The organism is Mesorhizobium sp. P3_A2 (assembly GCF_056403115.1).
On sequence record NZ_JBFUGC010000001.1, the window covers coordinates 115,338 to 142,327 of the forward strand.

General features: G+C 64.5%; 25 protein-coding genes. 10 read left to right on the forward strand and 15 right to left on the reverse strand.

Features of this window, described 5'->3' with window-relative positions:
* Positions 1 to 4 precede the first annotated feature (4 nt).
* Positions 5 to 1,045, forward strand: coding sequence for a zinc-dependent alcohol dehydrogenase family protein (locus AC1DXM_RS00540; protein ID WP_477231283.1), 1,041 nt, complete (start codon positions 5 to 7; stop codon positions 1,043 to 1,045).
* Positions 1,046 to 1,071: 26 nt separating this feature from the next.
* On the opposite strand, the gene AC1DXM_RS00545 is transcribed toward AC1DXM_RS00540, so the two are convergent.
* Positions 1,072 to 1,935, reverse strand: a complete 864-nt coding sequence (locus tag AC1DXM_RS00545; protein ID WP_477231284.1) for a DMT family transporter — start codon at positions 1,933 to 1,935, stop codon at positions 1,072 to 1,074.
* A gap of 106 nt (positions 1,936 to 2,041) precedes the next feature.
* Here AC1DXM_RS00545 and AC1DXM_RS00550 point away from each other — a divergent pair, with 106 nt between their 5' ends.
* Positions 2,042 to 3,475: an aminotransferase-like domain-containing protein gene (locus AC1DXM_RS00550; RefSeq protein WP_477231285.1), complete on the forward strand. Its 1,434-nt coding sequence runs from the start codon at positions 2,042 to 2,044 to the stop codon at positions 3,473 to 3,475.
* Positions 3,476 to 3,479: 4 nt separating this feature from the next.
* Here the strand turns inward: AC1DXM_RS00550 and AC1DXM_RS00555 are convergent, their stop codons facing one another.
* Positions 3,480 to 4,373 (reverse strand): LysR family transcriptional regulator, encoded by an 894-nt coding sequence (locus AC1DXM_RS00555; protein WP_477231286.1) that lies wholly within the window; start codon positions 4,371 to 4,373, stop codon positions 3,480 to 3,482.
* Between the two features lie 131 nt (positions 4,374 to 4,504).
* On the opposite strand from AC1DXM_RS00555, the gene AC1DXM_RS00560 reads away from it, so the two are divergent.
* Complete coding sequence (locus AC1DXM_RS00560; RefSeq protein ID WP_477231287.1) at positions 4,505 to 5,977, forward strand: MFS transporter; 1,473 nt, start codon at positions 4,505 to 4,507, stop codon at positions 5,975 to 5,977.
* Between the two features lie 15 nt (positions 5,978 to 5,992).
* Here the strand turns inward: AC1DXM_RS00560 and AC1DXM_RS00565 are convergent, their stop codons facing one another.
* The 3 genes from AC1DXM_RS00565 to AC1DXM_RS00575 form a co-directional block, all read right to left on the reverse strand.
* Positions 5,993 to 6,490 (reverse strand): MaoC family dehydratase, encoded by a 498-nt coding sequence (locus AC1DXM_RS00565; RefSeq protein WP_112565372.1) that lies wholly within the window; start codon positions 6,488 to 6,490, stop codon positions 5,993 to 5,995.
* 178 nt (positions 6,491 to 6,668) lie between these two features.
* On the reverse strand, positions 6,669 to 7,094 hold the full coding sequence (locus tag AC1DXM_RS00570; RefSeq protein WP_477231288.1) for a phasin family protein: 426 nt from the start codon (positions 7,092 to 7,094) through the stop codon (positions 6,669 to 6,671).
* Positions 7,095 to 7,215: 121 nt separating this feature from the next.
* Positions 7,216 to 8,511, reverse strand: coding sequence for a DUF445 domain-containing protein (locus AC1DXM_RS00575; RefSeq protein WP_477231289.1), 1,296 nt, complete (start codon positions 8,509 to 8,511; stop codon positions 7,216 to 7,218).
* 282 nt (positions 8,512 to 8,793) lie between these two features.
* Here AC1DXM_RS00575 and rirA point away from each other — a divergent pair, with 282 nt between their 5' ends.
* On the forward strand, positions 8,794 to 9,255 hold the full coding sequence (gene rirA / locus AC1DXM_RS00580) for an iron-responsive transcriptional regulator RirA (RefSeq protein ID WP_112565484.1): 462 nt from the start codon (positions 8,794 to 8,796) through the stop codon (positions 9,253 to 9,255).
* Between the two features lie 5 nt (positions 9,256 to 9,260).
* On the opposite strand, the gene AC1DXM_RS00585 is transcribed toward rirA, so the two are convergent.
* Genes AC1DXM_RS00585 through hemP form a run of 5 tightly spaced genes read right to left on the reverse strand, consistent with a single transcriptional unit; the run spans position 9,261 to position 13,372 of the window.
* Complete coding sequence (locus AC1DXM_RS00585) at positions 9,261 to 10,049, reverse strand: heme ABC transporter ATP-binding protein (RefSeq protein WP_477231290.1); 789 nt, start codon at positions 10,047 to 10,049, stop codon at positions 9,261 to 9,263.
* 23 nt (positions 10,050 to 10,072) lie between these two features.
* Entirely contained in the window at positions 10,073 to 11,170 is a 1,098-nt protein-coding gene (locus AC1DXM_RS00590; RefSeq protein ID WP_477231291.1) for a FecCD family ABC transporter permease, read from the reverse strand.
* 4 nt (positions 11,171 to 11,174) lie between these two features.
* Complete coding sequence (locus tag AC1DXM_RS00595; RefSeq protein ID WP_477231292.1) at positions 11,175 to 12,062, reverse strand: heme/hemin ABC transporter substrate-binding protein; 888 nt, start codon at positions 12,060 to 12,062, stop codon at positions 11,175 to 11,177.
* Between the two features lie 12 nt (positions 12,063 to 12,074).
* Positions 12,075 to 13,133, reverse strand: coding sequence for a hemin-degrading factor (locus AC1DXM_RS00600; RefSeq protein WP_477231293.1), 1,059 nt, complete (start codon positions 13,131 to 13,133; stop codon positions 12,075 to 12,077).
* 32 nt (positions 13,134 to 13,165) lie between these two features.
* Positions 13,166 to 13,372: a hemin uptake protein HemP gene (gene hemP, locus AC1DXM_RS00605; protein ID WP_477231294.1), complete on the reverse strand. Its 207-nt coding sequence runs from the start codon at positions 13,370 to 13,372 to the stop codon at positions 13,166 to 13,168.
* Between the two features lie 254 nt (positions 13,373 to 13,626).
* Here hemP and AC1DXM_RS00610 point away from each other — a divergent pair, with 254 nt between their 5' ends.
* From AC1DXM_RS00610 to hmuQ, 4 genes are all read left to right on the forward strand, one after another.
* Entirely contained in the window at positions 13,627 to 15,780 is a 2,154-nt protein-coding gene (locus tag AC1DXM_RS00610) for a TonB-dependent hemoglobin/transferrin/lactoferrin family receptor (RefSeq protein WP_477231295.1), read from the forward strand.
* A gap of 4 nt (positions 15,781 to 15,784) precedes the next feature.
* Positions 15,785 to 16,225, forward strand: a complete 441-nt coding sequence (locus AC1DXM_RS00615) for a hypothetical protein (protein ID WP_477231296.1) — start codon at positions 15,785 to 15,787, stop codon at positions 16,223 to 16,225.
* A 127-nt stretch (positions 16,226 to 16,352) separates the two neighbouring features.
* A complete protein-coding gene (locus tag AC1DXM_RS00620) occupies positions 16,353 to 17,324 on the forward strand; it encodes an energy transducer TonB family protein (RefSeq protein ID WP_477231297.1) in 972 nt (323 codons plus the stop codon).
* Positions 17,325 to 17,382: 58 nt separating this feature from the next.
* On the forward strand, positions 17,383 to 17,697 hold the full coding sequence (gene hmuQ / locus AC1DXM_RS00625; RefSeq protein ID WP_142865136.1) for a heme-degrading protein HmuQ: 315 nt from the start codon (positions 17,383 to 17,385) through the stop codon (positions 17,695 to 17,697).
* Between the two features lie 35 nt (positions 17,698 to 17,732).
* Here the strand turns inward: hmuQ and AC1DXM_RS00630 are convergent, their stop codons facing one another.
* Positions 17,733 to 18,785: a glycosyltransferase gene (locus AC1DXM_RS00630; RefSeq protein ID WP_477231298.1), complete on the reverse strand. Its 1,053-nt coding sequence runs from the start codon at positions 18,783 to 18,785 to the stop codon at positions 17,733 to 17,735.
* A 91-nt stretch (positions 18,786 to 18,876) separates the two neighbouring features.
* Positions 18,877 to 22,485 (reverse strand): bifunctional proline dehydrogenase/L-glutamate gamma-semialdehyde dehydrogenase PutA, encoded by a 3,609-nt coding sequence (gene putA, locus AC1DXM_RS00635; RefSeq protein ID WP_477231299.1) that lies wholly within the window; start codon positions 22,483 to 22,485, stop codon positions 18,877 to 18,879.
* A 164-nt stretch (positions 22,486 to 22,649) separates the two neighbouring features.
* Between putA and AC1DXM_RS00640 the strand changes: the two genes are divergently transcribed.
* Positions 22,650 to 23,102 (forward strand): Lrp/AsnC family transcriptional regulator, encoded by a 453-nt coding sequence (locus AC1DXM_RS00640; RefSeq protein ID WP_112565348.1) that lies wholly within the window; start codon positions 22,650 to 22,652, stop codon positions 23,100 to 23,102.
* 4 nt (positions 23,103 to 23,106) lie between these two features.
* Here AC1DXM_RS00640 and AC1DXM_RS00645 read toward each other — a convergent pair whose 3' ends face one another.
* Entirely contained in the window at positions 23,107 to 24,306 is a 1,200-nt protein-coding gene (locus AC1DXM_RS00645) for a cytochrome-c peroxidase (protein ID WP_477231300.1), read from the reverse strand.
* Between the two features lie 4 nt (positions 24,307 to 24,310).
* Positions 24,311 to 24,754 carry a FixH family protein gene (locus tag AC1DXM_RS00650; protein ID WP_477231301.1) on the reverse strand — a complete coding sequence of 148 codons (444 nt, stop codon included), beginning with the start codon at positions 24,752 to 24,754 and terminating at the stop codon, positions 24,311 to 24,313.
* A 156-nt stretch (positions 24,755 to 24,910) separates the two neighbouring features.
* Between AC1DXM_RS00650 and AC1DXM_RS00655 the strand changes: the two genes are divergently transcribed.
* Complete coding sequence (locus AC1DXM_RS00655; RefSeq protein WP_477231302.1) at positions 24,911 to 25,831, forward strand: sugar kinase; 921 nt, start codon at positions 24,911 to 24,913, stop codon at positions 25,829 to 25,831.
* Between the two features lie 4 nt (positions 25,832 to 25,835).
* Here AC1DXM_RS00655 and AC1DXM_RS00660 read toward each other — a convergent pair whose 3' ends face one another.
* The gene (locus AC1DXM_RS00660) at positions 25,836 to 26,861 is read right to left on the reverse strand and encodes an aldose epimerase family protein (RefSeq protein WP_477231938.1); all 1,026 of its coding nucleotides are present in this window, start codon (positions 26,859 to 26,861) and stop codon (positions 25,836 to 25,838) included.
* Positions 26,862 to 26,990 lie beyond the last annotated feature (129 nt).

Sequence of the window (26,990 nt, forward strand, 5' to 3'; positions counted from 1 at the left end):
CCCGATGAAAGCCGTCGTCTTCGAAAAATTCGGCGAGGCGCCGAGAATTCAGACCGTGCCGGATCCCAAACCGGCCGCCGATGGCGTCGTCATCAAGGTCGAGGCGACGGGGCTCTGCCGCAGCGACTGGCATGGCTGGATGGGTCATGATGACGGCATTACCTTGCCGCATGTCCCCGGCCATGAACTGGCCGGCATCGTCGTCGCCGCCGGCAAGCGGGTGACCCGCTGGAAGGCCGGTGAGCGCGTCACCGTGCCGTTCTGCGTCGGCTGCGGCCGCTGCTTCGAATGCACCTCAGGCAATCATCAGGTCTGCGAACATCAATCCCAGCCCGGTTTCACCGCCTGGGGCTCGTTTGCCGAATATGTCGCCATCGACCATGCCGACACCAATCTCGTGCGCCTGCCCGAGGAGATGGAATTTGCCACCGCCGCCAGCCTCGGCTGCCGCTTCGTCACCTCATTTCGCGCCATTGTCGACCAGGGCCGGGTGACGCCGGGCGAATGGGTGGCGGTGCATGGCTGCGGCGGCGTCGGCCTGTCGGCGATCATGATCGCCAGTTCCATGGGCGCCAATGTCATTGCCATCGACCTCACCGACGAGAAACTGGACTTCGCCAAAAAGATCGGCGCGGTCGCAACCATCAACGCCTCGACGACGCCGAACGTGGTCAAGGCGGTCAAGCAGATCACCAATGGCGGCGTGCATATGTCGATGGACGCGCTCGGCCACCCCACGACATCGTTCAACTCGATTTCCAATCTGCGCCGGCGCGGCCGCCACGTGCAGGTCGGCCTGATGCTGGGCGAACACGCCCGCCCGCAAGTGCCGATGGACAAGGTGATCGCCTTCGAGCTCGAAATCCTCGGCAGCCACGGCATGCAGGCCTACCGCTACCCCGCGATGATGGAGATGATCCGCACCGGCAAGCTCAAGCCGGAACTGCTGGTCGGCAAGAAGATCAGTCTTGAGGAAGCGCCTGCAGCCTTGATGGCGATGGGCGGGTTTGAGGGCATCGGCATCGGGGTTGTGACGAAGTTTTAGGGGCGGAGCCGCCCTCCGCACCCAAACTACCGCGCGAATTTCTTCGCCCCGAACACACAGGCGACCACGCCAAGTGTAACCACGACCATCAGCGGGCTGACCTGCTCGTGCAGCAGTGTCGCTGCCAGCGCCAGGCCGAAAAAGGGTTGCAGCAACTGCAACTGCCCGACGGCGGCGATGCCGCCTTGCGCCAGCCCGCGGTACCAGAACACGAAGCCGATCAGCATGCTGAACAGCGAGACATAGGCGAGACCTGCCCAGGCGCCGGGGCCGACGGCGGCAAAGGATTGCGGCAGCGTCGCGAACGTCAGCACCAGCATGATCGGCAGCGAGATCGCCAACGCCCAGCAAATGACCTGCCAGCCGCCGAGCCGGCGCGACAGCGCGGCTCCTTCCGCGTAGCCCAGTCCGCAGACGATGATGGCGGCCAGCATCAGGCCATCACCGACCGGTGACGCCGTCACGCCTTGCATCAGGGCAAAGCCCGCAACCAGCGCGCTGCCGATGCACGAGAACAGCCAGAAGGCAGGCCGAGGACGCTCACCACCGCGCAGCACGCCGAAGATCGCGGTGGCCAGCGGCAGCAGACCGACGAAGATGATGGAATGGGCAGAGGTAACGTGCTTGAGCGCCAGCGCGGTGAGCAAGGGAAAGCCGACAACCACGCCAAGGGCCACGACCACCAGCGACAGAAAATCGCTACGCTCCGGGCGCTTCTGCCGAAACAGAAGCAGCATTGCCAGCCCGAGTAGTCCGGCAATCGCCGCGCGCGCCGAAGTCAGGAAGGTCGGATCGAAATCCGCCACTGCCACACGCGTCGCTGGCAGCGAGCCGCTAAAGATCAGCGCGCCCACGAATCCGTTCACCCAGCCGCTCGCGCTCTTGTCCATTCCAGGCTCCATTACTTTCACCCTCTATCGGACCGGAGGGTATGGAACTGCCAGAGACAATGCGGTACAATTTCGCAAAACTGTAATGGTCGATTGAGCAATACAGATGACCGAACTCGCTCTCAAAACCAACCCTGCAGACGCCCTTGCCGCGACCACGCCCATCTCCCACACGCTGGTCGAAACTGTCATGGCGACCATTCGTCAGCGGATTGCCGCGCGCAGCCTGACGCCGGGCGCGCGGCTGCCCTCGATCCGCGCCTTCGCCAAAGCCATGCAGGTGTCCAAGTCGACCGTGGTCGAGGCCTATGAGCGGCTTGCCGCCGAAGGCGCGATCCGGTCGCGGCCGGGCTCAGGCTTCTATGCCGCCGGATCGCTGGCGCCGCTGTCGCTGGCCGAGATCGGTCCGCGGCTCGACCGCGCCATCGATCCGCTGTGGGTCTCGCGCCAGTCGCTGGACGCCGGCAGCGAGATGCTGAAACCCGGCTGCGGCTGGATGCCCGCTTCGTGGATGCCGCAGTCGGCCTTGCGCCGGGCGTTGCGCACTGTGGCGCGAGCCGACGACGTCGCGCTTGCCGATTACGGCACGCCGCTCGGCCTGCCGCCGCTCAGGCAATTGCTGGCGCGGCGCATGGAAGGGCACGGCATCGACGTTTCCCCCGAACAGATCATGCTGACGGAGTCGGGCACGCAGGCCATCGATCTCCTCTGCCGGTTCCTGATCGAGCCCGGCGATACCGTGCTGGTCGACGACCCCTGCTATTTCAATTTTCACGCGCTGCTGCGCGCCCACCGCGCCAAGGTCGTCAGCGTCCCCTACACGCAAACGGGGCCTGATATCGAGCTGTTCGCGCAGGCGCTCGCCGAGCACCGGCCGCGCCTCTACATCACCAACTCCGCCATCCACAACCCGACCGGCGCGATCCTGTCGCCGGTCACGGCGCATCGGTTGCTGAAACTCGCCGACCAGTCGGACCTGACCATCGTCGAGGACGATATTTTCGCCGATTTCGAGCACAGCCCCGCGCCCCGGCTGGCGGCGTTCGATGGCCTCAACCGCGTCGTCCATATCGGCAGTTTTTCCAAGACGCTGTCGGCTTCTGTGCGCTGCGGCTTCATCGCCGCACCGCGCGACTGGATCGAGCAGCTTACCGATCTCAAGATCGCCACCACTTTCGGCGGCGGCCGGCTGGCGGCCGAGCTTGTGCTGACGCTGTTGAAGGACGGCAGCTATCGCAAGCACATGGATCTGCTGCGGGCGCGCCTTTCCCGCGCCATGGGCGAGACGGGCGCGCGCCTGAAGGCGATCGGCATCACGCCATGGATCGACCAACCCGCCGGCTTGTTTTTGTGGTGTAGCCTGCCCGATGGCGTGGATGCCGCCGACATCGCCCGCCGTGCTTTGGCCGACAACATCGTGCTGGCGCCCGGCAACGCATTCAGCCTGTCGGGAACCGCCAGCCGCTTCCTGCGCTTCAACGTTGCCCAGTGCGGAGACGAACGGATTTTCCGGGTGCTCGAGACGGCCATGGCGCGCTGATCGCTCACCGAGAGGCCGCGCAGACCTCCCGTACGCACTCACGCAGCCAGCGTTGTGCCGGATCGGCATCGAGCCGCGGATGCCACAGCATCGAGATGGTCACCTCGACCGTGGCGACCGGTAGCGGAAAGCTGACCATGCCGGCGCGTGCGCCTTGCGTATGCCGTTCGGGGATGCTGGCGATCAGATCGGAAGCGCGCGCCATGGCGAGTGCTGCCGAGAAGCCGGAGACCATACACACGACAGTCCGCTGCAGGCCAAGCAGCGCCAGCGCCTCATCGATCGGTCCCCTCTCCCGGCCACGCCTTGAAACGCTGATGTGGCGGCCGGCGGCGTAACGCTCGGGCGTCACCGCACCTTCGCTCAAGGGATGGCCCGCTCGCACGGCGCCGACGAAGCGGTCGCGGAACAACGCCTGGATGCGAACCTCCGGTCCCGTCTCGCCTGCAACGCCGATTTCCAGATCGATGTCCGCGTCGCGCAGAGAGGCAACATCCTTGTCGGCTTTGGGCGCAAAGCGCAGCCGCACGCCGGGCGCCTCCGCCTGGATGCGGGCGACAAGACGCGGCCCAAACTCCTCGACGAACCCTTCATTTGTGCGCAGCGTGAAGATCTGGTCCAAGCCAGCGAGATCGAGCAGCCTGGCAGGGCGCAGCAACGCCTCGGCATCCCCAACGACGCGGCCAGCCTGCTGGCGCAATTCCTCCGCCCGTGGGGTCGGAACCAGGCCTCGGCCGGCCCGAACCAGCAGCGGATCGCCGGTCGCCTCGCGCAGCCGCGCCAGCGTGCGGCTCATCGCCGAAGGGCTGAGCCGCAGCCGGCTCGCGGCGCGCGCCACACTGCCTTCGGCCAAAAGGACGTCGAGCGCGAACAGCAGATTGAGATCGGGCGATGTCATCAGCGGATTGTAACACATGACATGGCGTTTGATGCACGAATAAAATGCAAATGCTGCGCCTTTCGCCATGCTGCCGAAGAAATTAGATCTCCAACAGGTCCGTTTCCCGGACCGGAAAGAAGGAGATCGCCATGGCAATTGCTGAGCAGAACAAGCGCGCATCGGTGCCGCGACAAACGCAGTCCGCTGTCCTGGCCCAGTCTCCTCTCTTGGCATTGGCCAGCCTGTCGCTGGCCACGCTGCTGTCGTCGCTCGGAACCAGCATTGCCAGCGTCGGGCTGCCGTCGCTGATGCAGGCCTTCGGCGCGTCGTTCCAGTCGGTGCAATGGGTGGTACTCGCCTATCTGGTGGCCATCACCGCCCTGATCGTCAGCGCCGGACGGCTGGCCGACATGTTCGGCCGCCGGCCGTTGCTGCTCGGCGGCATCGCGCTGTTCACCTTGGCCTCGGTGCTCTGCGGCCTGGCGCCGACGCTGTGGCTGCTGATCGCCGCGCGCGCCGTGCAAGGGCTTGGCGCGGCGCTGATGATGGCGCTGACGCTGGCCTTTGTCGCGGAGACCGTAACCAAGGAACGAACTGGCAGCGCCATGGGTCTGCTCGGCGCCATGTCGGCGATCGGCACGACGCTCGGCCCCTCGCTCGGCGGCTTGCTGATCGCCGGCTTCGGCTGGCGGGCGATCTTCCTCGTCAATGTCCCGCTCGGCGTCGCGGCCTTCGCGCTCGCCTGGCTGGCCCTGGCTGCCCGCGGCACGCCTGCCGAAGCCGATCGAGGCAGCTTCGATGCGGTGGGCACTGCCCTGCTCGCGTTGACGCTCGCCGCCTACGCGCTGGCCATGACGCTCGGTCGCGGCAATTTCGGCACCCTCAACATCGGCCTGCTGGTCGCGGCCGGTATCGGCGTCCTTCCGTTCGGCGTTACGCAGACGAGGGCGAAGAATCCCTTGATCCGGCTTGCCCGGTTGTACGACATCCGGCTCAGTGCCAGCCTCGCCATGAACCTCATCGTCGCCACCGTGATGATGGCGACCCTGGTGGTCGCGCCGTTCTATTTGTCGCGCGGGCTCGGGCTCAACGCCGCGATGGTCGGCGTGGTGCTGTCGACCGGTCCGCTGGTCTCGGCGCTCTCGGCGCTCATCGCCGGCCGCCTCACCGATCGCTTCGGTGCCAACAGGATGATGATCGCCGGGCTGCTCGCCCTCGCCATCGGCACCTCGCTTTTGTCGCTCGCCATGACAAACCTCGGCGTCGCCAGCTATGTCATGCCGATCGCCGTCACCTGCTTCGGCTACGCCCTGTTCCAGACATCCAACAATGCGGCCGTCATGAGCGGTGTCGCCGCCGGTGAGCGCGGCGTCGTGTCGGGCCTGCTCAATTTGTCGCGCAATCTCGGCCTGATCACCGGCGCATCGCTGATGGGCGCCATCTTTGCGGCCGCATCGACGGGAGGGCGGCAAGGCCAGGAGGTGTCGGCCTCAGCGGCAGCCGCGCACGGAATGCACGTCACCTTTCAGGCAGCAACGGCTATGGCAGTGGCTGCACTGTTGCTGGCGCTGCTATCGGCCCGATCAGCCGGCAGGTCATCGTCGCGGCAACAGCCATCGTGATCGAAGGTAGGGTGCTTAAGTTGCGGCCCGCTTGCGGCGCTCATAGAGCATGACCAGCGTTTCGGCAGTCAGGGCCGGCCTCTGCTCGCCCTCGATCTCGACGGTGTTGGCGGCCTTCATCAGATACTGGCCCGGCCCCCTGTCCTCCACCGACAACAGCGTCGAGCGCAGCCTGATTCGTGCGCCGACCCTGACTGGCGCCAGGAATCGCACCTTGTCGAAGCCGTAGTTGAAGGCGGCTTGCGTGTTTTCGGGCACGACGCCCAGATCGAGCGCCAGTGCGCCGATGATCGACAGCGTTAGATAGCCATGCGCGATCGTTGTGCGAAACGGGCTTTGCCGCTTGGCCCGCTCCGGATCGACGTGAATCCACTGATGGTCGCCGGTGCATTCGGCGAACTGGTTGATGCGGCTCTGGTCGATCGTCGTCCATTCCGACACGCCGAGCTCCTGCCCGGCCATCGCCCTTAGCTGCTCAAAGGTCGGCGGCGTTTTCGGCCGTATTTCCGTCATTCCTGCTTTCCCGATGGCTCCAAATGCCTCGGACCACGAACCGACCGCCCCTGTCAATTCGCCTGTTGCGATTCCGTTCCGTCATTTTCCGCCGAACGGCACGCCTCATCCATGGCCATGCGCCGCAAACGGCCGTCTGTGCAGAGGCGGCGGGCGCCGGGTCAGGCCGTGCCTAAGATCACTTCTTCTTCTCGTAGCCGGAGCGGATTTCCTCCATCGCTTCCTTGATGCGCTCGCGCAGGATTTCGACGGATTCGGTGCCGGACCTCTTGACCAGCTCGGCCACGTCGCTGGCATTTTTCAGGGCGGCTTCGAAGGATTTCTTGGCGAACTCCGCCTGTTTGGTCATCAGCTCCTGCGGATTGCCCGGCGCCTTGTAGTTCTGCGCCATGTCGCTGATTTCGCGCAGCGTGTCCTGCAGCATCTCGCGCTGCCGGGACAGAAGCGAGGTCGCGCCGGCAGCCCCCGCCCGCACCGATTTCTCCAGCGCCTCGAGGTTCTTGCGGTGATGCGCGAGGATCGCCTCGACATTCGGCACCTTCAGGTCGCGGCCGAACCGGCTGAACATGTCCAGGAAAGAATCGGATTCGGGTTGTTTGGCCATTGGTCGCTTGCTCCCCAGTTTGCGCAAATGCTGAACCCTGTTGTGGACAATAGCACTCGCGCGCCGCGTGTCCATTCGCCCGCGCAACGCAATTTGGCGGTGCAAAGGCGAAGCGCCCGCTTCAGCCGGCGAGGAACAACAGCTCCGCCGTGTAAAGCACCAGGCCGGCAAGGCCGCCGATGATCATGCCGTTGAAGCGGATATATTGCAGGTCCCTGCCGATGTTCATCTCGATCAGCCTGGTCAGCTGGGCAAGGTCCCAACGCTTGACCTGGTCGGCGATGAATGTCGACACGCCGCTTTTCTGGCTCTCCACGAACGAGGCCAGCGCCACGACAAAGCCCTGGTTCATGTCGGCCCTGATCTGCGGATCGCCGGCAAGATGGCGGCCGACTTCGACGAACATGTTGGCGAGATGCTCGCGGACAATCGAATTCTCCGCCTTGGCGTCCTGTTCGATGAACAGGCGCAGACTCTCCCACGTGTCGCCGGCCAGGGCCTTGACCTCCGGCCGCGCCAGAAAATCGCGCTTCAGTTTCTCGGCCCGCTTGGCGTATTGCTTCGAGGTCCTGAGCCGCTCGATGAAGCTATGTGCGAAACGGTCGAATTCGGCGCGCATCGGGTGATCGGGATCGGCTCGCACCTCGTCGAGCAGCGAACCGGCGGACGCTACGATTTTCTTCAGCAGATACGCGTCGGCGCGGAACAGGTTGAACAGCGATGGCAGTTCCTCACGGATTTTTTCGCGCATGGTCGCCAGCGCTTCCTCGTCGTTCAGGAATCGGCCGATCACACGAGTGAACTCATCGAACAGTTTCTGGTGGCGGCGATCGTCGGTCAGCGCCGACAGCAGCTCGGCGGCCAGCGGCGCCAGCGGCACCTTGTCGATCTGCTCCAGCATGCGGCTGGTGACGAAGCCGCGCAGGCCGGATTGCTCGATTGCCGCAAGCGTTTGCGGCACCAGCCGCACGACAAAGCGCGACAGGCCGGCAGAGCGTTCGGCGTCAGTCAGCCAGTCGGCGACAAGCACCGCAAAATCGACCTCGGCGAGTTTTTTGCGCACCGGCTCGGGCGCCAGAAAATTGACCTCGATAAAGCGGCCGAGATTGTCGGCGATGCGGTTCTGGTTCGCCGGGATGATGGCGGTGTGCGGGATCGGCAGGCCGAGCGGCCGCTTGAACAGCGCCACCACCGCATACCAGTCTGCCAGGCCGCCGATGGTCGCCGCCTCCGCGAAGGCCGCGACAAAGCCCAGCCACGGATACGTGCGCTCGAACGACTTGGCCACGGCAAAGACAACGACGCAAAGCGCCAGCGCGGCCGTGGCGAGGAACTTTGTCCACCGCAGAGCGGAAAGCTTGGCGCCCGCCTCGGTGTCGAAACCGCCGGACGCCAGGGACGGAGCCGATTGAGACATTGTGGGCCGCTCCTCGTCGATCTCAGGGGTATTTAGGGACTGTTTCGGCCCGTGACATGACCGGACGGCCGATTTCGCCTCAAGACATGCCTATTGCGCACACAAAGTTGACAGGAATATTCATCTATCACGCAATCCCAGTCTGGAATTGTTCCAAGGTATAGGCCATATTCCCAAGAGGCCAGTGTGGGCGAATCCGAAACTCCGGGTGAGAAAGCCGCACCAGCACAAATCTAAAATCTGGCGCAGTTCCAATGCGCCAGCACTTGGGTGAGGAATGAAATGCGGTTAACGCGCCAGACCAACTACGCCATGCGCATCCTGATGTATTGCGCGGCAAACACCGAACGGCTGAGCCGCATTCCGGAGATCGCGGCCGCTTATTCTGTGTCGGAGCTTTTCCTGTTCAAGATCCTACAGCCGCTGGTCGAGCATGGTCTGGTCGAGACGGTGCGCGGCCGCAATGGCGGCGTCAGGCTCGGCCGTCCCGCCGAGCAGATCAACCTGTTCGACGTCGTGCGGGTGACCGAAGAGAGCTTCGCCATGGCCGAGTGCTTCGAGAACGATGCTGCCGAATGCCCGCTGGTCGACAGCTGTGCGCTGAACTCCGCGTTGCGCGAAGCGCTCAACGCCTTCTTTGCCGTACTCTCCCGCTACACGATCGCCGATATGGTGGCAGCGCGGCCGAATGTGCGCCATCTGCTCGGCATCGACATGCTGGTGCAGCGCGCTCCGGCCGCCTGACCTTCCTAGGCAGCCGACTGCGGCAAAACAAACGGCATATTGGTGGCCGGCAACACGCCGACACGTAGCCGGCAATCGAAAACCTTCTCGATCAGGTCGTCGCTCAGCACCTCTTGCGGCGAACCGTCAACGGCGAGCCTGCCGCGATGCATGACGAAAACCCGGTCCGCATACATGGCCGTCAGATTGAGGTCGTGCAGGATGGCGATCACGCCGCCGCCGCGCCGGGCGAAATCGCGAGCAATGTTCATGATGATCAGCTGGTGCTTGATGTCGAGGCTGGAAACCGGCTCGTCGAGGAAGAGATAACGCGGCTTGCCGTCGAGCACCGGCGCCCAGACCTGGCACAGCACGCGTGCCAGTTGCACACGCTGCTGCTCGCCGCCCGAAAGCTCCTGGTAGAACCGGCCGGCAAAGCCGTCGAGATCCACACGAGCCAGCGCCCGCTCCGGCAGTCGTTCGTTTTCGCCCGGCAGCACGCCGGAGCGGCCGCCGACAAGGCCGAGCCTGACCACTTCGCGCACCGTGAATGGAAAGGACAGCGTCGTCGCCTGCGGCAGCACGGCACGCACTATAGCGGCCTCCACCGGCTTCATCGCGGCGAGGTCGAGGCCGTTGACGGCAACCATTCCGGTAAACGCCAGATCGCCCGACAAGGCCTTCAGAAAGGTGGTCTTGCCCGAACCGTTGGGCCCGACGATGGCCGCGATCTCACCCGGCCGCGCGACAAAATCGACATCGGTGACAATGCGCTTGCCGCCGATCGCCACCGAGACATTGCGTGCTTCGATCATGCCCGCCTCACAGGTTTCAAGTCTCACAAGTCGATTACGCCGCGCTTGCGCAGCAGGATCCAAAGGAAGAACGGCGCGCCGGCGGTCGCGGTGACGATGCCGATCGGCAATTCGGCCGGCGCCACGATGACGCGGGCGACGGCATCGGCCAGAAGCAGTATCGAGGCGCCGAGCAGCGCCGAGGCCGGCAAGAGATAGCGATTGTCCGGACCGATCAGCAGCCGCAGCAGATGCGGCACGACGATGCCGACGAAACCGATGCCGCCGCTGACAGCGACCGAAGCGCCGACTGCCGCCGAGACGCCGACGATCGCGGTGTATTTCAGTCGCTGCACCGGGATGCCGAGATGGCCGGCGGTCGCCTCGCCAAGTGCCAGCGCATTGAGCCCGCGGGCCAAAAACGGCATTGCCGCCAGCGCCAGAACGATGATCGGGCCGACGGAGGCGATCTTCGGCCAGGTGGCGCCGCCAAGCGAACCCAGTTGCCAGAAGGTCAGGTCGCGCAGTTGCCGGTCGTCGGCCATGAAGATGAGGATGCCGGTCAGCGCCATGGCAAGGGCGGCGAGCGCAATGCCGGCAAGCAGCATGGTGGCGACCGACGTGCGCCCCTGCCGCGTGGCGACGCGGTAGAGCACCAGCGTCACCGCGAGGCCGCCGCAAAAGGCGGCGAGCGGCAAGGCCATGCTGCCCAGCGCCAAAGTCAGCGGCGCCAGCCAGGTCGTCCCAAGCACGATGACGGCGACGGCGCCCAGGCTCGATCCGGCGGAAACGCCGATCAGGCCGGGATCGGCAAGCGGATTGCGAAACAGGCCCTGCATCACCGCGCCCGACACAGCCAGTGCCGCCCCGATGAGCACGCCGAGCAGCACGCGCGGCATGCGGATGTCGTAGACTATCAGCCGGTCGCGAGCGGCGAGTGCAGCATCGGCTGGGACAGCGCCGATCAGCCAGTCACGAATGACGCCGACGGCCGACGCATCGGAGGCGCCCGATGTCAGTGACAGGAACATGGAAAGTGCAAGCACCAGGCACAGGAGCAAAATAACCAGACGCGCGCGCCCCGAACGATCGCCTTCGGCCACCACCTTGCTCGCCGCGCCGGCGATCGACTGATCCACCATCGGCTCAGTCCGTGACCTGACTGCCATAGAGCGAGACGGCCAAATCGTGGATGGCGTTGGCCGTGCGCGGCCCGAAGCCGAGGAGATAGCTGCCGTCCATCAGGATCAGTTTGCGGCCTTCACCCGCCGGGGTCGAGGTGATCGACGGGATCGCGAACAGCTCAGCCTCCGCAATCGGCGGTCCGGCATTCTTCATCGCCAGGATCACGTCCGGCCTGGCGGTGACGATGGCCTCGTCGGACATCGCCTTGTAACCGGAAAAGCCTTCGACCGCATTGACCGCGCCGGCGAGCTTGATGATGCCGTCGCCGGCAGTGTCGCTGCCGGCGACGAGGATCTTGCCGCCCTGGATCGACAGCACGAACAGGATGCGCTTGCGCTCCTTGATCGATGCCGTCTGTTTTTCGGCTGCCTTCAGCTTGGCATCGGTCTCGGCCACCAGCTTCTCGGCCTTGGCGTCGACGCCGAGCGCCTTGCCGACGATGCGGATCTTTTCCAGGATGCCATCATGGCTGTAGTGCTCGGGCACGTCGATGAACGGCACGCTCGACTTTTTCAGCACATCGACCGCTTCCTTGGGGCCGCTGCCCTGCAGCGCCAGGATGCCCGACGGATTGACCGAGAAAACACCTTCCGCCGACAGCTGGCGCATGTAGCCGACGTCGGGCAGCGCCATCGCGGCGGCGGGGTAGAGGCTGGTCGAATCGCGGGCGACGAGATGGCCCTCTTCGCCAAGCGCGTAGACGATCTCGGTGATCGAACCGCCGATTGCCGCGATCCGCGACGTGTCGGCAAACAGGGCGAGGTTTTCGCTGGCCGGCACTGGGCCGGCAAGAAACAGCGACAGGCCCATGGCCGCGGCAAGCGTCGGGCGCCTGAACAGTGAAATCATCGTCGTAGTTCCTCAGGCTGCGGTCGGGCTTGGAATGCGCGGCAGGTTTTCGGCGAGGAACCGCCAGTCGTCGCGCTCGCCCTCGCCTTCATGGCGCTTGCCGAAGAACTGGATGATCATCTTGCCGTCGGCGCCATAGGCTTCGAGCGAGGTGACATGACCGTCCTTGGTCGGCTTGCGCACGGCCCAGACCTCCTGGATGTGATCGGTGCGCAAATGCAGGTGGAAGGTCTCGTCCAGCACGTTGATCCAGGGCCCCATCGGTTTGATCGACTTGACCGGGCCCGAATGGATCTGGATGCAGCCGCGGTTGCCGACGAAGCACATGATCGGCATGCCGCCGGCGGCGGCATGATGGAACATGGCGCTGACGGCGTCATTGTCGAGCAGCCAGGCATAATCCTGGCCGACCATGCGCACGGCCTGGCGGCGGCTGAGTTTCAGCGCCTTCAGCATGCCGAAGAACTGGTGCACATCAGTCAGCCGGCTCCAGCGGTCGCGCAGATCGTCGATGTTGGCGGCGACGCTTGGCGTTTCAGCGTCGTCCTCGGCCAAGCCTGCGACAGAAACGGTCGGCTCCTGGTTCGACGATTCGAGCCCAGCCACCAGCTTCTGGTAGGCGTAGAGATTGGACGCCGGCCGCAGATGCACCTTGTGCACCGCATCGCCCGCCGCGTCGAAGAATTGCAGGCTGCGGCGGATGTCGCCGCCGTCGCGCTTTTCCACGGCAAAACCATGTGCCCAGACTTTCGGAAAGATGCGCAGGTCGATGTTTTCGCCCAGCACCATGGCATTGTGCGTGCCGGGCACGACCTTGTCATAGACGCCGATCTTCTCGTGCACCGCGCTTTCGTTGCGGGTCAGCGCCATCACTTCGCCGACGGCGTCGAGGCCGGTCAGCAGATCGTTGACGCGCGGCTCGACGCGCACGACGCCGTCGCCGCAATGGGCGGCGACCAGTTCGGCCTCCGAAATGCCAAGCTTGGCGGCAAGATCGCGCTCACGCGCCTTCGGATTGTCTGCCCGCGCCCGCCGGATTTCATGCGGGGCGGGTTTTATGCGCTGGTCCATGTCCTGCTTACCTGTCTGCCCTGTCTGGTTCGTTATTTGTTGAGGATGAGCTTGCCCTGCCGGGTGATCTTGAGCCGATAGAGCGCGCCATGGTGCTCGATGCCGATCTCGTGCTCGCCCTGGAACAGCGTGTTGGACGACAAGGTCCTCACCGCCAGCGGCACCCGATCGAAACGGGCTGGCGCCTCCTCGGAACGGCGGACGCGGTAACGGAAGTCATTGGGATTGTGGGTGTTCATTTCTGTCTATCCCTTTCCTGTGCCGGGCGTCTGGCTAGGCGTTGCAAAATGCCGATTAATTTCTTGACTCGAATAATCATGTTTACTAGTCAGTGCATTACCGGACTAAATTAGTCAAGATTTAAGACGCCGGACGAAATGAAAAATGCCAGCGAGCGCCGCCGCCAGCCAGCATCGAACCTGGAGTTGGGGCAATGGGGTTGGCAAATCGTGGACGACTGGATCTGGCAAACGCCGATCCGGCGCATCGGCCTATGGCAAAGACAGTGGCAGTTCTGCTTGCGGGAGTGGCAGTGATCGCGCTGCTGACGCCGCCAGCCGGCGCTCAACAAACCGCTCACCCAGACGCTGACCAGCAACAGGCCGACCAGACCAAGAAAACCGAGGACACCAAGCCCGCGCCTACCGGCGTGACACTGCTCGACAAGATCCTCGTCATCAGCCGCACCGGCGAAACGGCAATCGAATCGCTGGCCTCGGCCAGCCATGCCGACCAGGAACAGCTGGACCGCCGCATGGCGACGACTCCCAATGAAATGCTGCTCGGCGTGCCGGGCGTCACCGTGCAGGCCGACGCACGGCGCGTCAGCTCCAGCATCAACATCCGCGGCCTGCAGGATTTCGGCCGCGTCGCGGTCATCGTCGACGGCGCCAGGCAGAATTTCCAGCGCTCCGACCACGGCACGCAGTCGACCTTCTATGTCGATCCCGAACTCATCAAATCCGTCGATGTAATCCGCGGACCAGTCGCCAACACCTATGGCTCCGGCGCCATTGGCGGCGTCGTCTTCTTCGACACCAAGGATGCCGAGGATTTCCTCAGGCCGGGCCAAACCTGGGGCGCATCGGTCACCGGGCGCTACGAAAGCAACGGCAGGACCACCAGCGCCAGCGGCGCTTACAAATTCAACGACAACTGGGACGTCCTGGGCAACATCGTCTACCGCGACTACGACGACTACAAGAATGGCAGCGGCGACACCGTCGCCGGCACCGGCTTCGACGTGCTAAGCGGCCTGCTCAAGACCACCATCCGCCCGAGTGAAAACAGCGAATTGAAGCTCGGCTGGGTCGGCTCGAACGATGGCTGGACGGAAACCAGCGGCGGCGTGCCGGCCAACGACGTCGACCTGAAGTCGAACACCTTCACCGCCCGCTACAATGTCACCGACGACGCCAAGAGCTGGCTCGATCTCCACATCAACGCCTCCTACAACAAGACCAATCTCGACCTGACCACGCTTGTGCCGCAAAACCGGTTCGATCCGGTCACCGGCCTCCCCGTCGTGCTGCCGGCAGGCTCGACATCGACCTTCGATGTCGGCACCACCGGCATCGACATCTGGAACACGTCGCGCTTCGAGACCGCCGGCATCGCGCATGAGTTGACTTATGGCGGCGACTGGGTCGGCGACGATGTCGAGACCGGCGGCACGTCGGGCGGCGACAGTTTTTATACGCCGTCGGGCAAGCGCAATGTCTCGGGCGCCTACATCCAGGAAAAGCTGAGCTGGAACTGGCTCGAGGTCATCACCGGCCTGCGTTACGATAATTACAGCCTGAAGGATTCGGACAACGAAACCTCAGGCGACAGGCTGTCGCCGCGCATCACCGTTGGCGTCTCGCCCTTCGAAAGCGCCAGCCTGGCTGGCCTGCAGTTCTATGGCACCTACGCCGAAGGCTACCGCTCGCCGTCGCTGACGGAAACGCTGATCAGCGGCAATCATCCGGCCGGCGTCACCTTCCCGTTCCTGCCCAACCCGAACCTGCGGCCTGAAACCGGCAAGACCACCGAATTCGGCGTCAACTACAAGCTGAACGATATCATCGAAGCCGGCGACGCATTTCGGCTTAAGGCCGCCTACTTCCACAATGATGTCGACGACTACATCGAGGGCGTCACGCTGTCGCCGTTCGACCCGACCAGCGGCTGCCCGTTCGGCCCCGGCATCCCGATCTGCTTCCAGTACCAGAACTTCGCCCAGGCCAAGATCAACGGCTTCGAACTTGAAAGCGTCTACGATGCCGCCTGGGGCTATGCCGGGCTCTCGGCCTCTATCATCAACGGCCACACCATCTCCTATGAAGGTGAGCGGGCCGACCTTGCCACCATCCCGTCCTCGCAGGTCACCGGGCAGCTCGGCTTCCGCTTCCTCGAGGACAAGCTTACAGTCGGCGGCGAGGTGCAGTACAACGGCAAGCCGAAGGGCAATCCTGTTGCCAAGGATTATACGCTGGTCAACGCCTTCGCCAGTTACCAGGCAACCGACAATTTGAAGGTCGACTTCCGCGCCGACAATTTGTTCGATGTCAAATACACCAACCCGCTGAACGGCGGCACCACCGCCGTCATCTACGAGCCCGGCATCACGCTGAAGCTGGCCGCAACCATGCGCTTTGGAGGCTGACACCATGACAAGCTTGACGACATCGCTTCGTCTCCTGACCTCGATGCTGGCGATGTCGCTTGGCTTGGCGTCGGCGTGGGCGCAGCCCGCACCGGCGCCGCAACTCAGCCTCGAACTCAATGCCGCGCAGCCCTCCGACAAGGGTTGCCGCCTGACTTTCGTCGTCAACAATGCGCTCGGCGCCGATCTGTCCAAGGCGGCCTTCGAGATCGCACTGTTCAACGAGGCCGGCGTCGTCGACCGTCTGAGCGTGCTCGACTTCAAGGATCTGCCCGCCGGCAAGACCAAGGTGACCCGCTTCGACCTCGCCGGCACCAACTGCACCAAACTCAGCCGCGTGCTGATCAACAGCGCCACCGAATGCGCCGGCACCGGCGTGGAGCCGGAAGCCTGCATGCGCGGTCTGAAGACGCAGACCAAGACCGGTATCGCTTTCGGCGTCTGAGGTGGGACTGCATCCCGCCTTCTCGCAGGACAGCGCGACCTGGCCTGTCTCCGGCCCGCCGTCACGGCCGGCAACCGATCTTGATTTGACAATCCCGCCTCGCTCGCGGCAGGTCTCGCCGCGACACATGCAGGACATCAGCCCCCTCCCCGACGACGCCGGCAACGAACTGGCGATTACGCCGCCCGTGCCGCTCGAGCAGGCGCGTCCGTCAGCAGGAGACCGCAAATGGACGATGGCGATCATCGCTTCCTGCCTGTTCCATGCTGCGGCAGCGGCGGCGTTTTTTATCGCGCCGGCTGGAACATTCGATTCAAGCAACGCGATACAATCCGAAGGCACCGATCAACCGGGCGCCGACGTGGTCGGCAGCGCTTTGGATAGCCAGGCGCCCGACGCGATCGATGTCGCCTTGGTGACCGATCCGCAGCCGCCCAAGCACGAGGCTGTTCAACCCGCCCCGCCAACCGAGGCGCCTCAATCCGTCAAAGAGCCGCCGGCACCCAAGCCTGCGCCGGAGGCTGCCGAACAGGCAACTGTCGCTCCAGATACACTGACGGCCGCCATCCCGAATGATAAAAGTGTCGCCCCAGCGGTTGAGAGGTCGACACCGCCAGCGGTTCAACCGCAAAGTTCAGAGGCGCCTCCCGCCGCCGAGCCTCCTGTTGATTTGCCTGCCGCCAAGCCGCCGGTCCCGAGCCCGAGGCCAAGCGCACCAGCCGGATCGGGAGAGGTTCGCGGCGCGGCAGATGGCGAGGAGCGCGACGCGCCAGCGGTTGCTAGCAAGGGCAAAAAACAGGGCGCGGCCGGCAATGCGATGGAAGCCCGCTACAGCGGTGAAATTCAAAAGAAGCTTGCTCGCGCCAACCGCCGCGTTTCGAAAGCGATTCAAGAAAAGGCCAGCAACAATGCCAGGGTCGTCTTCGTCGTCATGGCCGATGGCAGCATCGGCGAGGTACAGCTTGCCGAAAGTTCAGGGTCGGATGAGCTTGACCAATTCGCCTTGAAGCTGGTGCGCCAGCAGGCGCCCTTCCCGCCCATTCCACCGGAGACCGGCAGATCAAGCTGGGTGTTCAGGGCGCGGATCGGTCCGTTTTAAGAATCTGCGCCCCGCAATCTCTTCAATGCCCGAGGTAACCCATTCAGAAAGGACGCCAATGTACATCGCCATGAACCGCTTCAAGGTCCAGAACGGCTCGGAGGCCGCCTTCGAGGATGTCTGGAAGAACCGCGATTCCAGCCTCTCGGAGATGAAAGGTTTTAGGGAATTCCATTTGCTGCGCGGCCCGGTCAACGAGACCGAGGGCTACACGCTGTTTGCCTCGCACACGGTGTGGGCAAGCCATGAGGATTTTGTCGCCTGGACCAAATCCGAGAATTTCCGCGCCGCCCACCGCAACGCCGGCACCTCGAAGGTGCACTATCTCGGCCATCCGCAGTTCGAAGGCTTCTCGGTCGTCGAAGGCGCCTGAGATATTTTCGCCTCAGGCAGCCGCATTCGGGACCGTCAAGCCCGACCGATCAATCGCCGCAAAGAGCGGGTGACGCGCTTGCGCAGCCATCGCAACCGGCCTCTGCGATCCAGAAAGGGCGGGACGCGCGGATCATCTCCCAGGCGGCCGAACCGCCTGATGTGTTGCGCCAGGAATCCAGGCACGAACTCGCGGCCATTGACGGCACCGAGCCGCTCGGCATTGGCGAGCACATAGTCGAGAACATCCGTACCCAACGTGATCTCATGCGTACGATAGGCCGCCGACTGCTGCACGTGGCCTCCGGCATAGGAGACGCCGGCCGATGCGTTGGCGCCGTGCAGGCGATAGAGGCCGAGACATTCCGACAAGAGCAGGCTGCCGGCCGACAGATGCGCGCATGTCGCAGCCAGATAGTCGGTCCCTATCCTGGTCTTGAAGGGGAACGCCAGAACCGGTTCCAGTGCGCCACGCCTGAAAACCATCGATGATGTCGGCGCCCACATCCAGCCATAGACCCCTGGCCCAAAATAGATGACCGGATGATCCGATGCATAGGCGAACTCGGGCGCCATCTCGCCAAGCTCCTTGCCGGCCGGGATGATGGTCCCGAGGCTATCCGGCTTCGGACGCGGCTTGCGCAACAGGACATAGGTGCCGCCCAGCAACGTTCGGTCGCCATCGACCAGGAACACGTCTGAACTGGACAGCGCCGCAGAGCGCACTGCATTGAGATGGGCCGAAATATGCGCCAGCAGAAAATCCGGCAGCCAGACGTCATCCGCGTCAAGGAACGCTACGAACGGCGCATCGGTCGCTGCGAAGCCGTCGCGAAATCCCGCGATTTGCCCGCCATTCTCGGAACGGACCAGCAGACGAAAGCGCGGATCGTCTATTGTCTGGAGGAGTTGCCGGATATGTTCGGCCGAGCCATCGGTCGAGGCATCGTCAACGATGACGCAGTCCCATCTCTGATAGGTTTGCGTCAGGACCGAACGAATCGCGTCCTCGACATAGGGCCGGTAGTTGTGACTGGTGATAACCACCGACACGCGCGGCAGCTCAAACGGTCGGAACGTGTCTTCCATCTGATCGGCTGCGCCTGCTCAAGTTGCTGCCCTGTAGCATTAGCGCATACCCTTACAATCCAACGCAGGCAAGCGAGCCGCGAAAAGCCCCCTACGCCGCGGCCAGCAGGCTGGCATTGCCGCCGGCAGCGGTGGTGTCGACGCAGACGGCGCGTTCATGCGCATAGGCCGCCGGGTTGAGCACTTCGCTGACCAGCGGCACGATCGGGCCGCTCCGGTTGGCGATGACCTTGCGCACGATCCGGGCTGCTTCCGGCTTGCCCGAGAAGGCGACAACATCGACGCGCAGCGAACGCGCCTCGACCGGGTCGGGCCGGCCATCTATGGCTGCCAACGGCAGCCCCTTGCCGGTCAACGCGGAGAGGGCTGCCGGCGCGCCGGGCGCCACGGCCAGCACCGCGTTGCCGGCGGCAAGCGCCTGGATCGTCTGGGCAAGCAGCGTGTCGGCGTCCGGCCCGAGGCACAGCACCCGGCCGCGCGGCGACAGCGACAGCGTGTTGGCCTCGCCGGTCGGCCCGGGCAGGTCGACCTGGCCGAAATCGATTGCAGCGGCAGCGCCGATCGCCGCTGCACCCTTGCCGCGCAGATGCTTTCTCAAAATGGCGATGCGGTCCGGCCGCGTCGACCAGCCGCCAAGCGTCGGCTCGGGCAGATTGTCGGCGAGTTCGGTCGCCGTCACCTTGTGGCCCTCGGCAATCTCGGTGCCGGCCTCCGGCCCCTTGCGGAAACGCCGGAGATAGTGCGGCCCGCCGGCCTTCGGCCCGGTTCCCGAAAGCCCCTCGCCGCCGAATGGCTGCGAACCGACGACGGCGCCGATCTGGTTGCGATTGACATAGATGTTGCCGGCATGGATGCCGTCGACAAAATGCTGGACGCGGCCCTCGATGCGGGTGTGCAGGCCGAAGGTGAGGCCATAACCCTTGCGGTTGATGGCGGCGATAACGGCGTCGATCCCGTCGGCGTCGAAGCTGGCGACATGCAGCACCGGCCCGAACACCTCGCGCTCCATCTCCTCGATGCCTTTGACCCGAAAGACATGCGGCGCGACGAAGCGGCCATCCTTCGGCGCCTCAAGTTTGGCGATCAGCCGGCCCTGCAGGCCCATCGTGGTGCAATACTCGCGGATCGAGCTCTGCGCCTCATCGTCGATCACCGGACCGACATCGGTCGAAATCTGCCAGGGATCGCCAATGGTGAGCGCCTCCATGGCGCCCTTCAGCATCTCCAGCATCTTCTTCTCGACGTCCTTCTGCACATACAGCACGCGCAGCGCCGAGCAGCGCTGGCCGGCGCTCTGGAAGGCCGACGCCAGGATGTCGCGCACCGCCTGTTCGGGCAGCGCGGTAGAATCCACGATCATGGCGTTGAGGCCGCCGGTCTCGGCGATCAGCATGGCATCAGGCGCTGCCGTCTCGGCCAACTGCTTTTCGATCAGCTTGGCGACCTCGGTCGAGCCAGTGAAGCAGACGCCGGCAATGCGCGGATCCGCAGCCAGCGGTCCGCCGACCGACGGGCCATCGCCGGGTAGAAGCTGGATGACATCCTCCGGCACGCCGGCCTCGCGCAGCAGTTCGACGGCGCGGAAGGCGATCAGCGGCGTCTGTTCGGCCGGCTTGGCGATGACCGAATTGCCGGTGACGAGCGCGGCCGCGATCTGGCCGGTGAAGATGGCGAGCGGGAAGTTCCATGGCGAGATGCAGACTATGGCGCCGCGCGCCTCGGTGCCCGCTTCATTGTTCGCCGCTTCGGCAGCGTAGTAGCGCAGGAAGTCGACGGCTTCGCGCACTTCCGCCACACCGTCGGCCAGCGACTTGCCGGCCTCGCGGGTGGCGAGCGCGAAGAACTCGACGGCATTGGCCTCATAGAGATCGGCGGCGCGGTTGAGGATCGCGGCGCGCTCGGTGACGGGACGTTTTGCCCAGGCCGGCTGCGCTTCCACCGCGAAGCGCACGGCGGTCGCGACCTGCTTGGCGGCGGCTTCGGCGACCGTGCCGACGATCTCGGCAGGCTTCGCCGGATTGACCACAGGGCGCTGCTTGCCATAGCCGGCGGCGCGCGTGATCGGCTTGGCATGCCAGCGCTCGGGCCCGGCAAAGGCCGCCTTGGCTTTGTCGATCGCCGCCAGCGTCACCGGATCGGTGATGTCGAACCCCTTCGAATTGCGGCGGCCAGCGCCGAAGATCGTCGCCGGACGAGCGATTGCCGGATTGGCGGCCGGACCCTGGTTCTCGACCGTTTCGAGCGGATCACGCGCAATATCCTCCGGCTCGACATCCTCGTCGGTGAGCTGATGGACGAAAGAGGAGTTGGCGCCATTCTCAAGCAGACGACGCACCAGATAGGCCAAAAGATCGGAGTGCGCGCCCACCGGCGCATAGATGCGGCAGCGCGTGCCTTCGGCCTGGCGCACTGTCTCATGCAGCGCCTCGCCCATGCCGTGCAGGCGCTGGAACTCGAAGGCGTCGCGATTGTCGGCCATCGACAGGATGGCGGCGACGGTATGGGCATTGTGGGTGGCGAATTGCGGATAGATGCGGTCAGTCATCGACAGCAGCTTCTTAGCGCAGGCGATGTAGGAAACGTCGGTGTTGGCCTTGCGGGTGAAGACGGGGTAGCCGGAAAGTCCGAGCGTCTGCGCCCGCTTGATTTCGGTGTCCCAATAGGCGCCCTTGACCAGCCGCACCATGATGTTGCGGTCGTACTTTTTCGCCAGCGCATAGAGCCAGTCGATGGTGAAGGCCGCGCGTGGCCCATAGGCCTGGACGACGACGCCAAAGCCGTTCCAGCCGGCAAGCTCCGGCTCGGCCAGCACGCGCTCGATGACATCCAGCGACAGATCCAGCCGGTCGGCTTCCTCGGCATCGATGTTGAGGCCCATGCGCGAATGCCGCGCGGCCAGCGCCAGCGACAGCAGCCGCTCGGCCATGACAGGCAGCATCTTTTCCTTCTGCGCCTCTTCGTAGCGCGGATGCAGCGCCGACAGCTTGACCGAGATGCCGTGGTTCTGGCGGATATCGGGACCGTTGGAGCCGGAATCGAGCGAGGAAATGGCGTCGGCATAGGCCTTGAGATAGCGCAGCGCGTCGGCCTCGGTGCGAGCCGCCTCGCCCAGCATGTCGAAGGAATAGAGATAGCCTTTCTGGATCATCGGCCGGCCGCGCTTGACGGCTTCGGCGATAGTGCGGCCAAGCACGAACTGCTCGCCCATTTCGCGCATGGCGGCGGCCACCGCCTTGCGGATCACCGGTTCGCCCAGCCGCCGCACCATCGAGCGCAGCGTGCCTTCGATGCCGCCCTCGCCCTCGTCGAGCACGCGGCCGGTCAGCATCAGCGCCCAGGTCGAGGCATTGACGAAGATCGAGCTCGAACCGCCCGAATGCGCCGACCAGTCATGCGGCGCGATCTTGTCGGCGATGAGGTCGTCCATGGTCTCGGTGTCGGGCACGCGCAGCAGCGCCTCGGCCAGGCACATCAGCGCCACGCCTTCCTTGGTGGAAAGGCCGTAGGCCGAGAGAAAAACCTCCATCAGCCTGGGGTCGGACGAGCCGCGCACCGCCCGCACCAGGTCGGCGGCACGAGCCGAGATCGCATCGCGGTCTTCGGTAGAAAGCCCGGTTGCTTCGGCAAGCCTCTTCACCGCCGCGTCTTCGTCGGGCAGGTAGTTGGCGCGGATCTGCTGGCGGATGGTGTCGAGCGGCATGGCGGTCCTGCGGAGCGAGCATCAGGGAACGGGCCGGCGGTCGCCGGACCGAATGGCGCAAGCTAGCACAGAGCCGTATTTTCAGCCGGTCCAAAGAAATCGACATGGCAAGCCGATCGATCTATCATTGCGATCAAATCGCCATCAAATGGACTGCAATATCAGTGACAGAAGACCAATTGGACCGCATCGATAAAAACATCCTGTCGTCTCTGGCGCGCGACGGGCGGTTGTCCATGTCGGAGCTGGCCGGCAAGGTCGGCCTATCGAAGACGCCGGTGCAGGCGCGGGTAAAGCGCTTGGAAAAAGACGGCTACATCAGGGGCTACCAGGCGATCATCGACCGCGAGCGCATGGGCGAAGGCCATGTTGCCTTCGTACAGGTCAAACTGTCGGACACGCGCTCGGCCGCGCTCGACGCTTTCAACCGCGCGGTGCAGGCGGTGCCGGAAATCGAGCAGTGCCACATGATGGCGTCGAGCTTCGACTATCTGCTGAAAGTCCGCACCACGGACATCGCCGCCTACCGCCGCGTGCTCGGCGAGCGCATCTCGGCGCTCCCGCACGTCGCCCAGACCTCGACCTTCGTGGCGATGGAGACGGTGAAGGACCGCTGACTCCTCACTCCGACAGCGTCTTCAAGAACGCCACCAGCGCCGCGCGCTCGCGGTCCGACAGTTGCAGCGGGTGCACCTCGGAGGTACCCTCGACAGCAGCGGGTGCCGCCGAATAATGCGCCACCACCTCCTCCAGCGAGGAGAACTGGCCGGCATGCATATAGGGCGGCCTCGTCGCCGCGCCCCGCAACGACGGCGTCTTGTAGGCGCGCATCAGTTCGGGCGCGTCCTTGACCATGAAGCGCAGTTCGCCGCAGGCGCCGGCGCCACCGTCGCGGAAGGCGCCGAAGCAGTTGAAGGGATCAGCCTCGACCTGGGCTATCGCGTCGAAGCGGCCGCGATCCAGCGGCAGGTCCTTGACCGGCGGCACGCCGGTGTTGTGGAAACTGTTGTCGGTGAAGCGCGGCCCGTTGTGGCAGGTCACGCAATTGGCCTTGCCGATGAACAATTTCAGCCCGAGCATTTCCTCCAGCGAAAAGGCATCGTCGGCTTTCGGCTTGGCGCCGGACGCCAGGTCGATGGCAAAACGGTCGAAGCGCGTCTGCGCCGGTTCGATCGACCGTTCGAAGGCGGCGATCGCCTTGCCGATATTGGAAAAGACACGGTTGACATCGTCCATCTGGGCCGCAGTCATCGCCTTCCACGCCGCCTGCTCTGCTTCATTGCCGAGCGGACTGGCATTGGCCGGCACGGCGGAAAGGTCAGGCAGCGGCCCGAAGATCCGCTCGTAGCGCTCGCCGAACCGCTTCTGGATATAATGCGCGAAGGCGGCGCGGTTTCCCGCCTGCTCGAGCGGGTTTTCCAGCGGCGTCAGCGCCTGCGCCCACAGGCTGTCGCGCCGCCCATCCCAGAAGAACCACGGATTGCGCGCTACCCCGGCCAGCGGCATCGAGCGCCTATTGGTGCGGCCGACGCCGACGGCCTGCGGCAGGTCGTCCTGGAATTGCCGGTCGATCTTGTGACAGGTCGAGCACGACACGTTGCCGTCATGGCTCATGCCCTGATCGAAGAACAGAGTGGAGCCCAGGGCCGCCGCGGCGGGCACGTCGGCAAAGCGGTTGGTGGTATCGGGCTTCAGCGCCGGCAAGGCGTTCAGCGCCAGCGAGGCAATGGTCTTCTTCTCGGCATCGGAAAAATCCGGCTTGCCGCAGCCGGCAACCAGCAAAACCGCCGCCAGGGCCAGAAAGCGCAACAGGCAGTTCATCTGGTCACAGCACCACGTTGAAGACGACCGTGTCGGAACCGGCCGCCGCTGAAATGGCGAAGCGCAACTGCCATACGCCGCTCATGGTGAATTTCAGCCCCTCGATGCGGTAGCGCCCCTCGCCCAGATAGTCGGTCGCCTGCGGACTGGTCGGCAGGCCGTGATTGTGCTGCGGCATGCCGCCGGAGACCGAGATCGCCGCGCCTTCCACGGGATTGCCTTTGACCGTCTTCAGGGTGAGCAGCCAGGATTGCAGTTCGCCTTGTTTGATAACGCCCCGCTCCGGCTGGAAACTGGCGACAAACAAGCCGTTCGCCGTTTTCTTCGAGCGCGAAATATCCGGGCCCGGCGCCGATTGCGGCGCGGTCAGATAGACGATCGCCAGTATGCCGGCCAGCAGGGCGGCCAGACCAAGGCCCGCAAGAAGATAACGCCATAGTGATGCCAAACCGGTTCCTCTTCCAAACATAACGTCCCGGGGAGCAATTCGCGTCCCGCCGCTGCTGTGGGAAAACGCTTCTGGCGCAAAAAACCGCCGCCGCCAAGCATGGCGCTGCCGGCCGCAAAAAGCTACAGGACCGAAACCAAACCCCGAGGCAGAGTTATGGCAGCAGACGGCGTCGCTTCGATCGGTGAATGCATGCTCGAACTGTCCGGCCAGACCGGGCCCAACTGGCGCATGGGCTTTGCCGGCGACACGTTCAACACGCTGTGGGCACTGCATGCGCTGAGCGGCGAGAGGCCCGCCACTTACGTCTCTGCCTTTGGCGACGACCCGTTCTCGCAGGGTCAGATCTCGTTCTTCGCCGAAAACGGCATCGGCATCGGCGCCAGCCCGATCATCCCGGGTGCCCGGCCCGGCCTTTACGCCATCACCTTGACCGGCGCCGAACGCGCCTTCACCTATTGGCGCAGCGACGCGGCGGCCAGACGGCTTGCCTCGGACCCGGCGGCCTTGGCAAAAAGCCTTGAAAACCAGGCGCTTGTCTATTTCTCCGGAATCACTTTGGCAATTCTGGACGCCGCCGCGCGCAAGACGTTGCTGGCAGCGGTGGCCAAGGCGCGCGCTGCCGGATCGCTGGTCGCCTTCGACCCTAACTACCGGCCGCGCCTGTGGCACGGCCGCGAGGAGGCGCAAGCCGCGATCCTTAACGCGCTTGCCGTCACCGACATCGCGCTGCCGACCTTTCCCGACGAGCAGATGCTGTTTGGCGATACGGCACCCCAGGTGACCGCCGAGCGGATGGGAAAACTGGTCGGCGAAGTCGTCGTCAAGAATGGCGAGGAGCCGGCGCTGATCGCCACTGGCGGAACCCTGCAGCCCGTTCCGGCCCAGCATGTCGCCACCCCCGTCGACACCACCGGCGCCGGCGATTCCTTCAATGGCGGCTATCTAGCCGCCCGGCTTGCCGGCCATGCGCCAGCAGAGGCCGTGCAGCACGCGCATCGTGTCGCCGCCGCCGTCGTGCAGGTGCGCGGCGCGCTGGCGCCGTTCGAGGTTCTAAGAACCGCTTTCGAAGGCTAAGACCTTAGGGAAGCCGGAAGCGATATTCCGTCACCTGATGATAGATCTGCCCCGGCCACAAAGTGGCTTGCGGGAAATAGGGCCGGTTGGGCGCGTCGGGCCAGGCCTGTGCTTCGAGGCAAAAACCGGAAAACGCCTTGTAGCGCCGCCCGTCCAGGCCGCCCGACGTCGGCACGACATATTGGCCGGTGTAAAGCTGCAGGCCGGGCTCGGTGGTCCAGACCTCCATCTCGACGCCTGAACTGGCGCCTTGCGCCCACGCCACCTGGTGAAGCGGGCCTCGAGCTGACGCCAGACAGAAGTTGACGTCGTAGGCGAGCTGCTCGCCTTCTGTTTCCATGCGCAGCGGCCGCGCCTGGCGGAAGTCAAAAGGGGTATCGTCGACAGGCTTGACGACACCGGTCGGGATCATCTCGCCATCAACCGGCGTGTAGGCGCCGGCATTCAGCATCAGCCGGTGATCGAGGATGTCACCGGTGCCGCCATCGTCGAGATTGAAGTAGGAATGCTGCGCCAGATTGCACAGCGTCGGCTCCTCGCAGGTGGCGGTGAGCTCCATCGAGAGCGTGCCGGGGATCTTCAGCCGGTAGGTGCAGGTGACGTCGAGCGCGCCGGGAAAGCCCATCGTGCCGTCGGGATCGTGCAGCGTCAGCGTGACAAAATCCCGGCCGTGCAGCGAAACCGTCCATGGCCGGTGGAAAAAACCCCGCGAACCGCCATGCAGCGTGTGCTTGCCGAGGAAATTGCGCTCGGTCTGGTAGCGCTGGCCGGCAATGGTGAAGCGGCCGTCGCGGATGCGGTTGGCATAACGACCGACGACCGCGCCGAAGAAGGCCCGGTCGGTCTCGTAGGGCTCGAAGCGGTCATAGCCCAGCACCAGCGGCGCATCGTGGCCGGCGAGCCGCAGATCCTGGATGATGGCGCCGAGCCCGATGATGTTGGCGCTGATGCCGCCGCCACGGATGGTGAAACGGCGGACGGGTTCGCCCGCCTGGGTCGTGCCGAAGACTTCGCCGTCCTTCATCGCTATGCCCAAATGCTATTTCGTGGATCTGTCGACTTAGAGCAATTCCAGGAAAAGTGTGAAACGGTTTTCCGTCCGGAATTGCGAAAAACAAAGAGATAGAGCGGTTCGGCGTTTCCGCTGAACCGCTCTAGG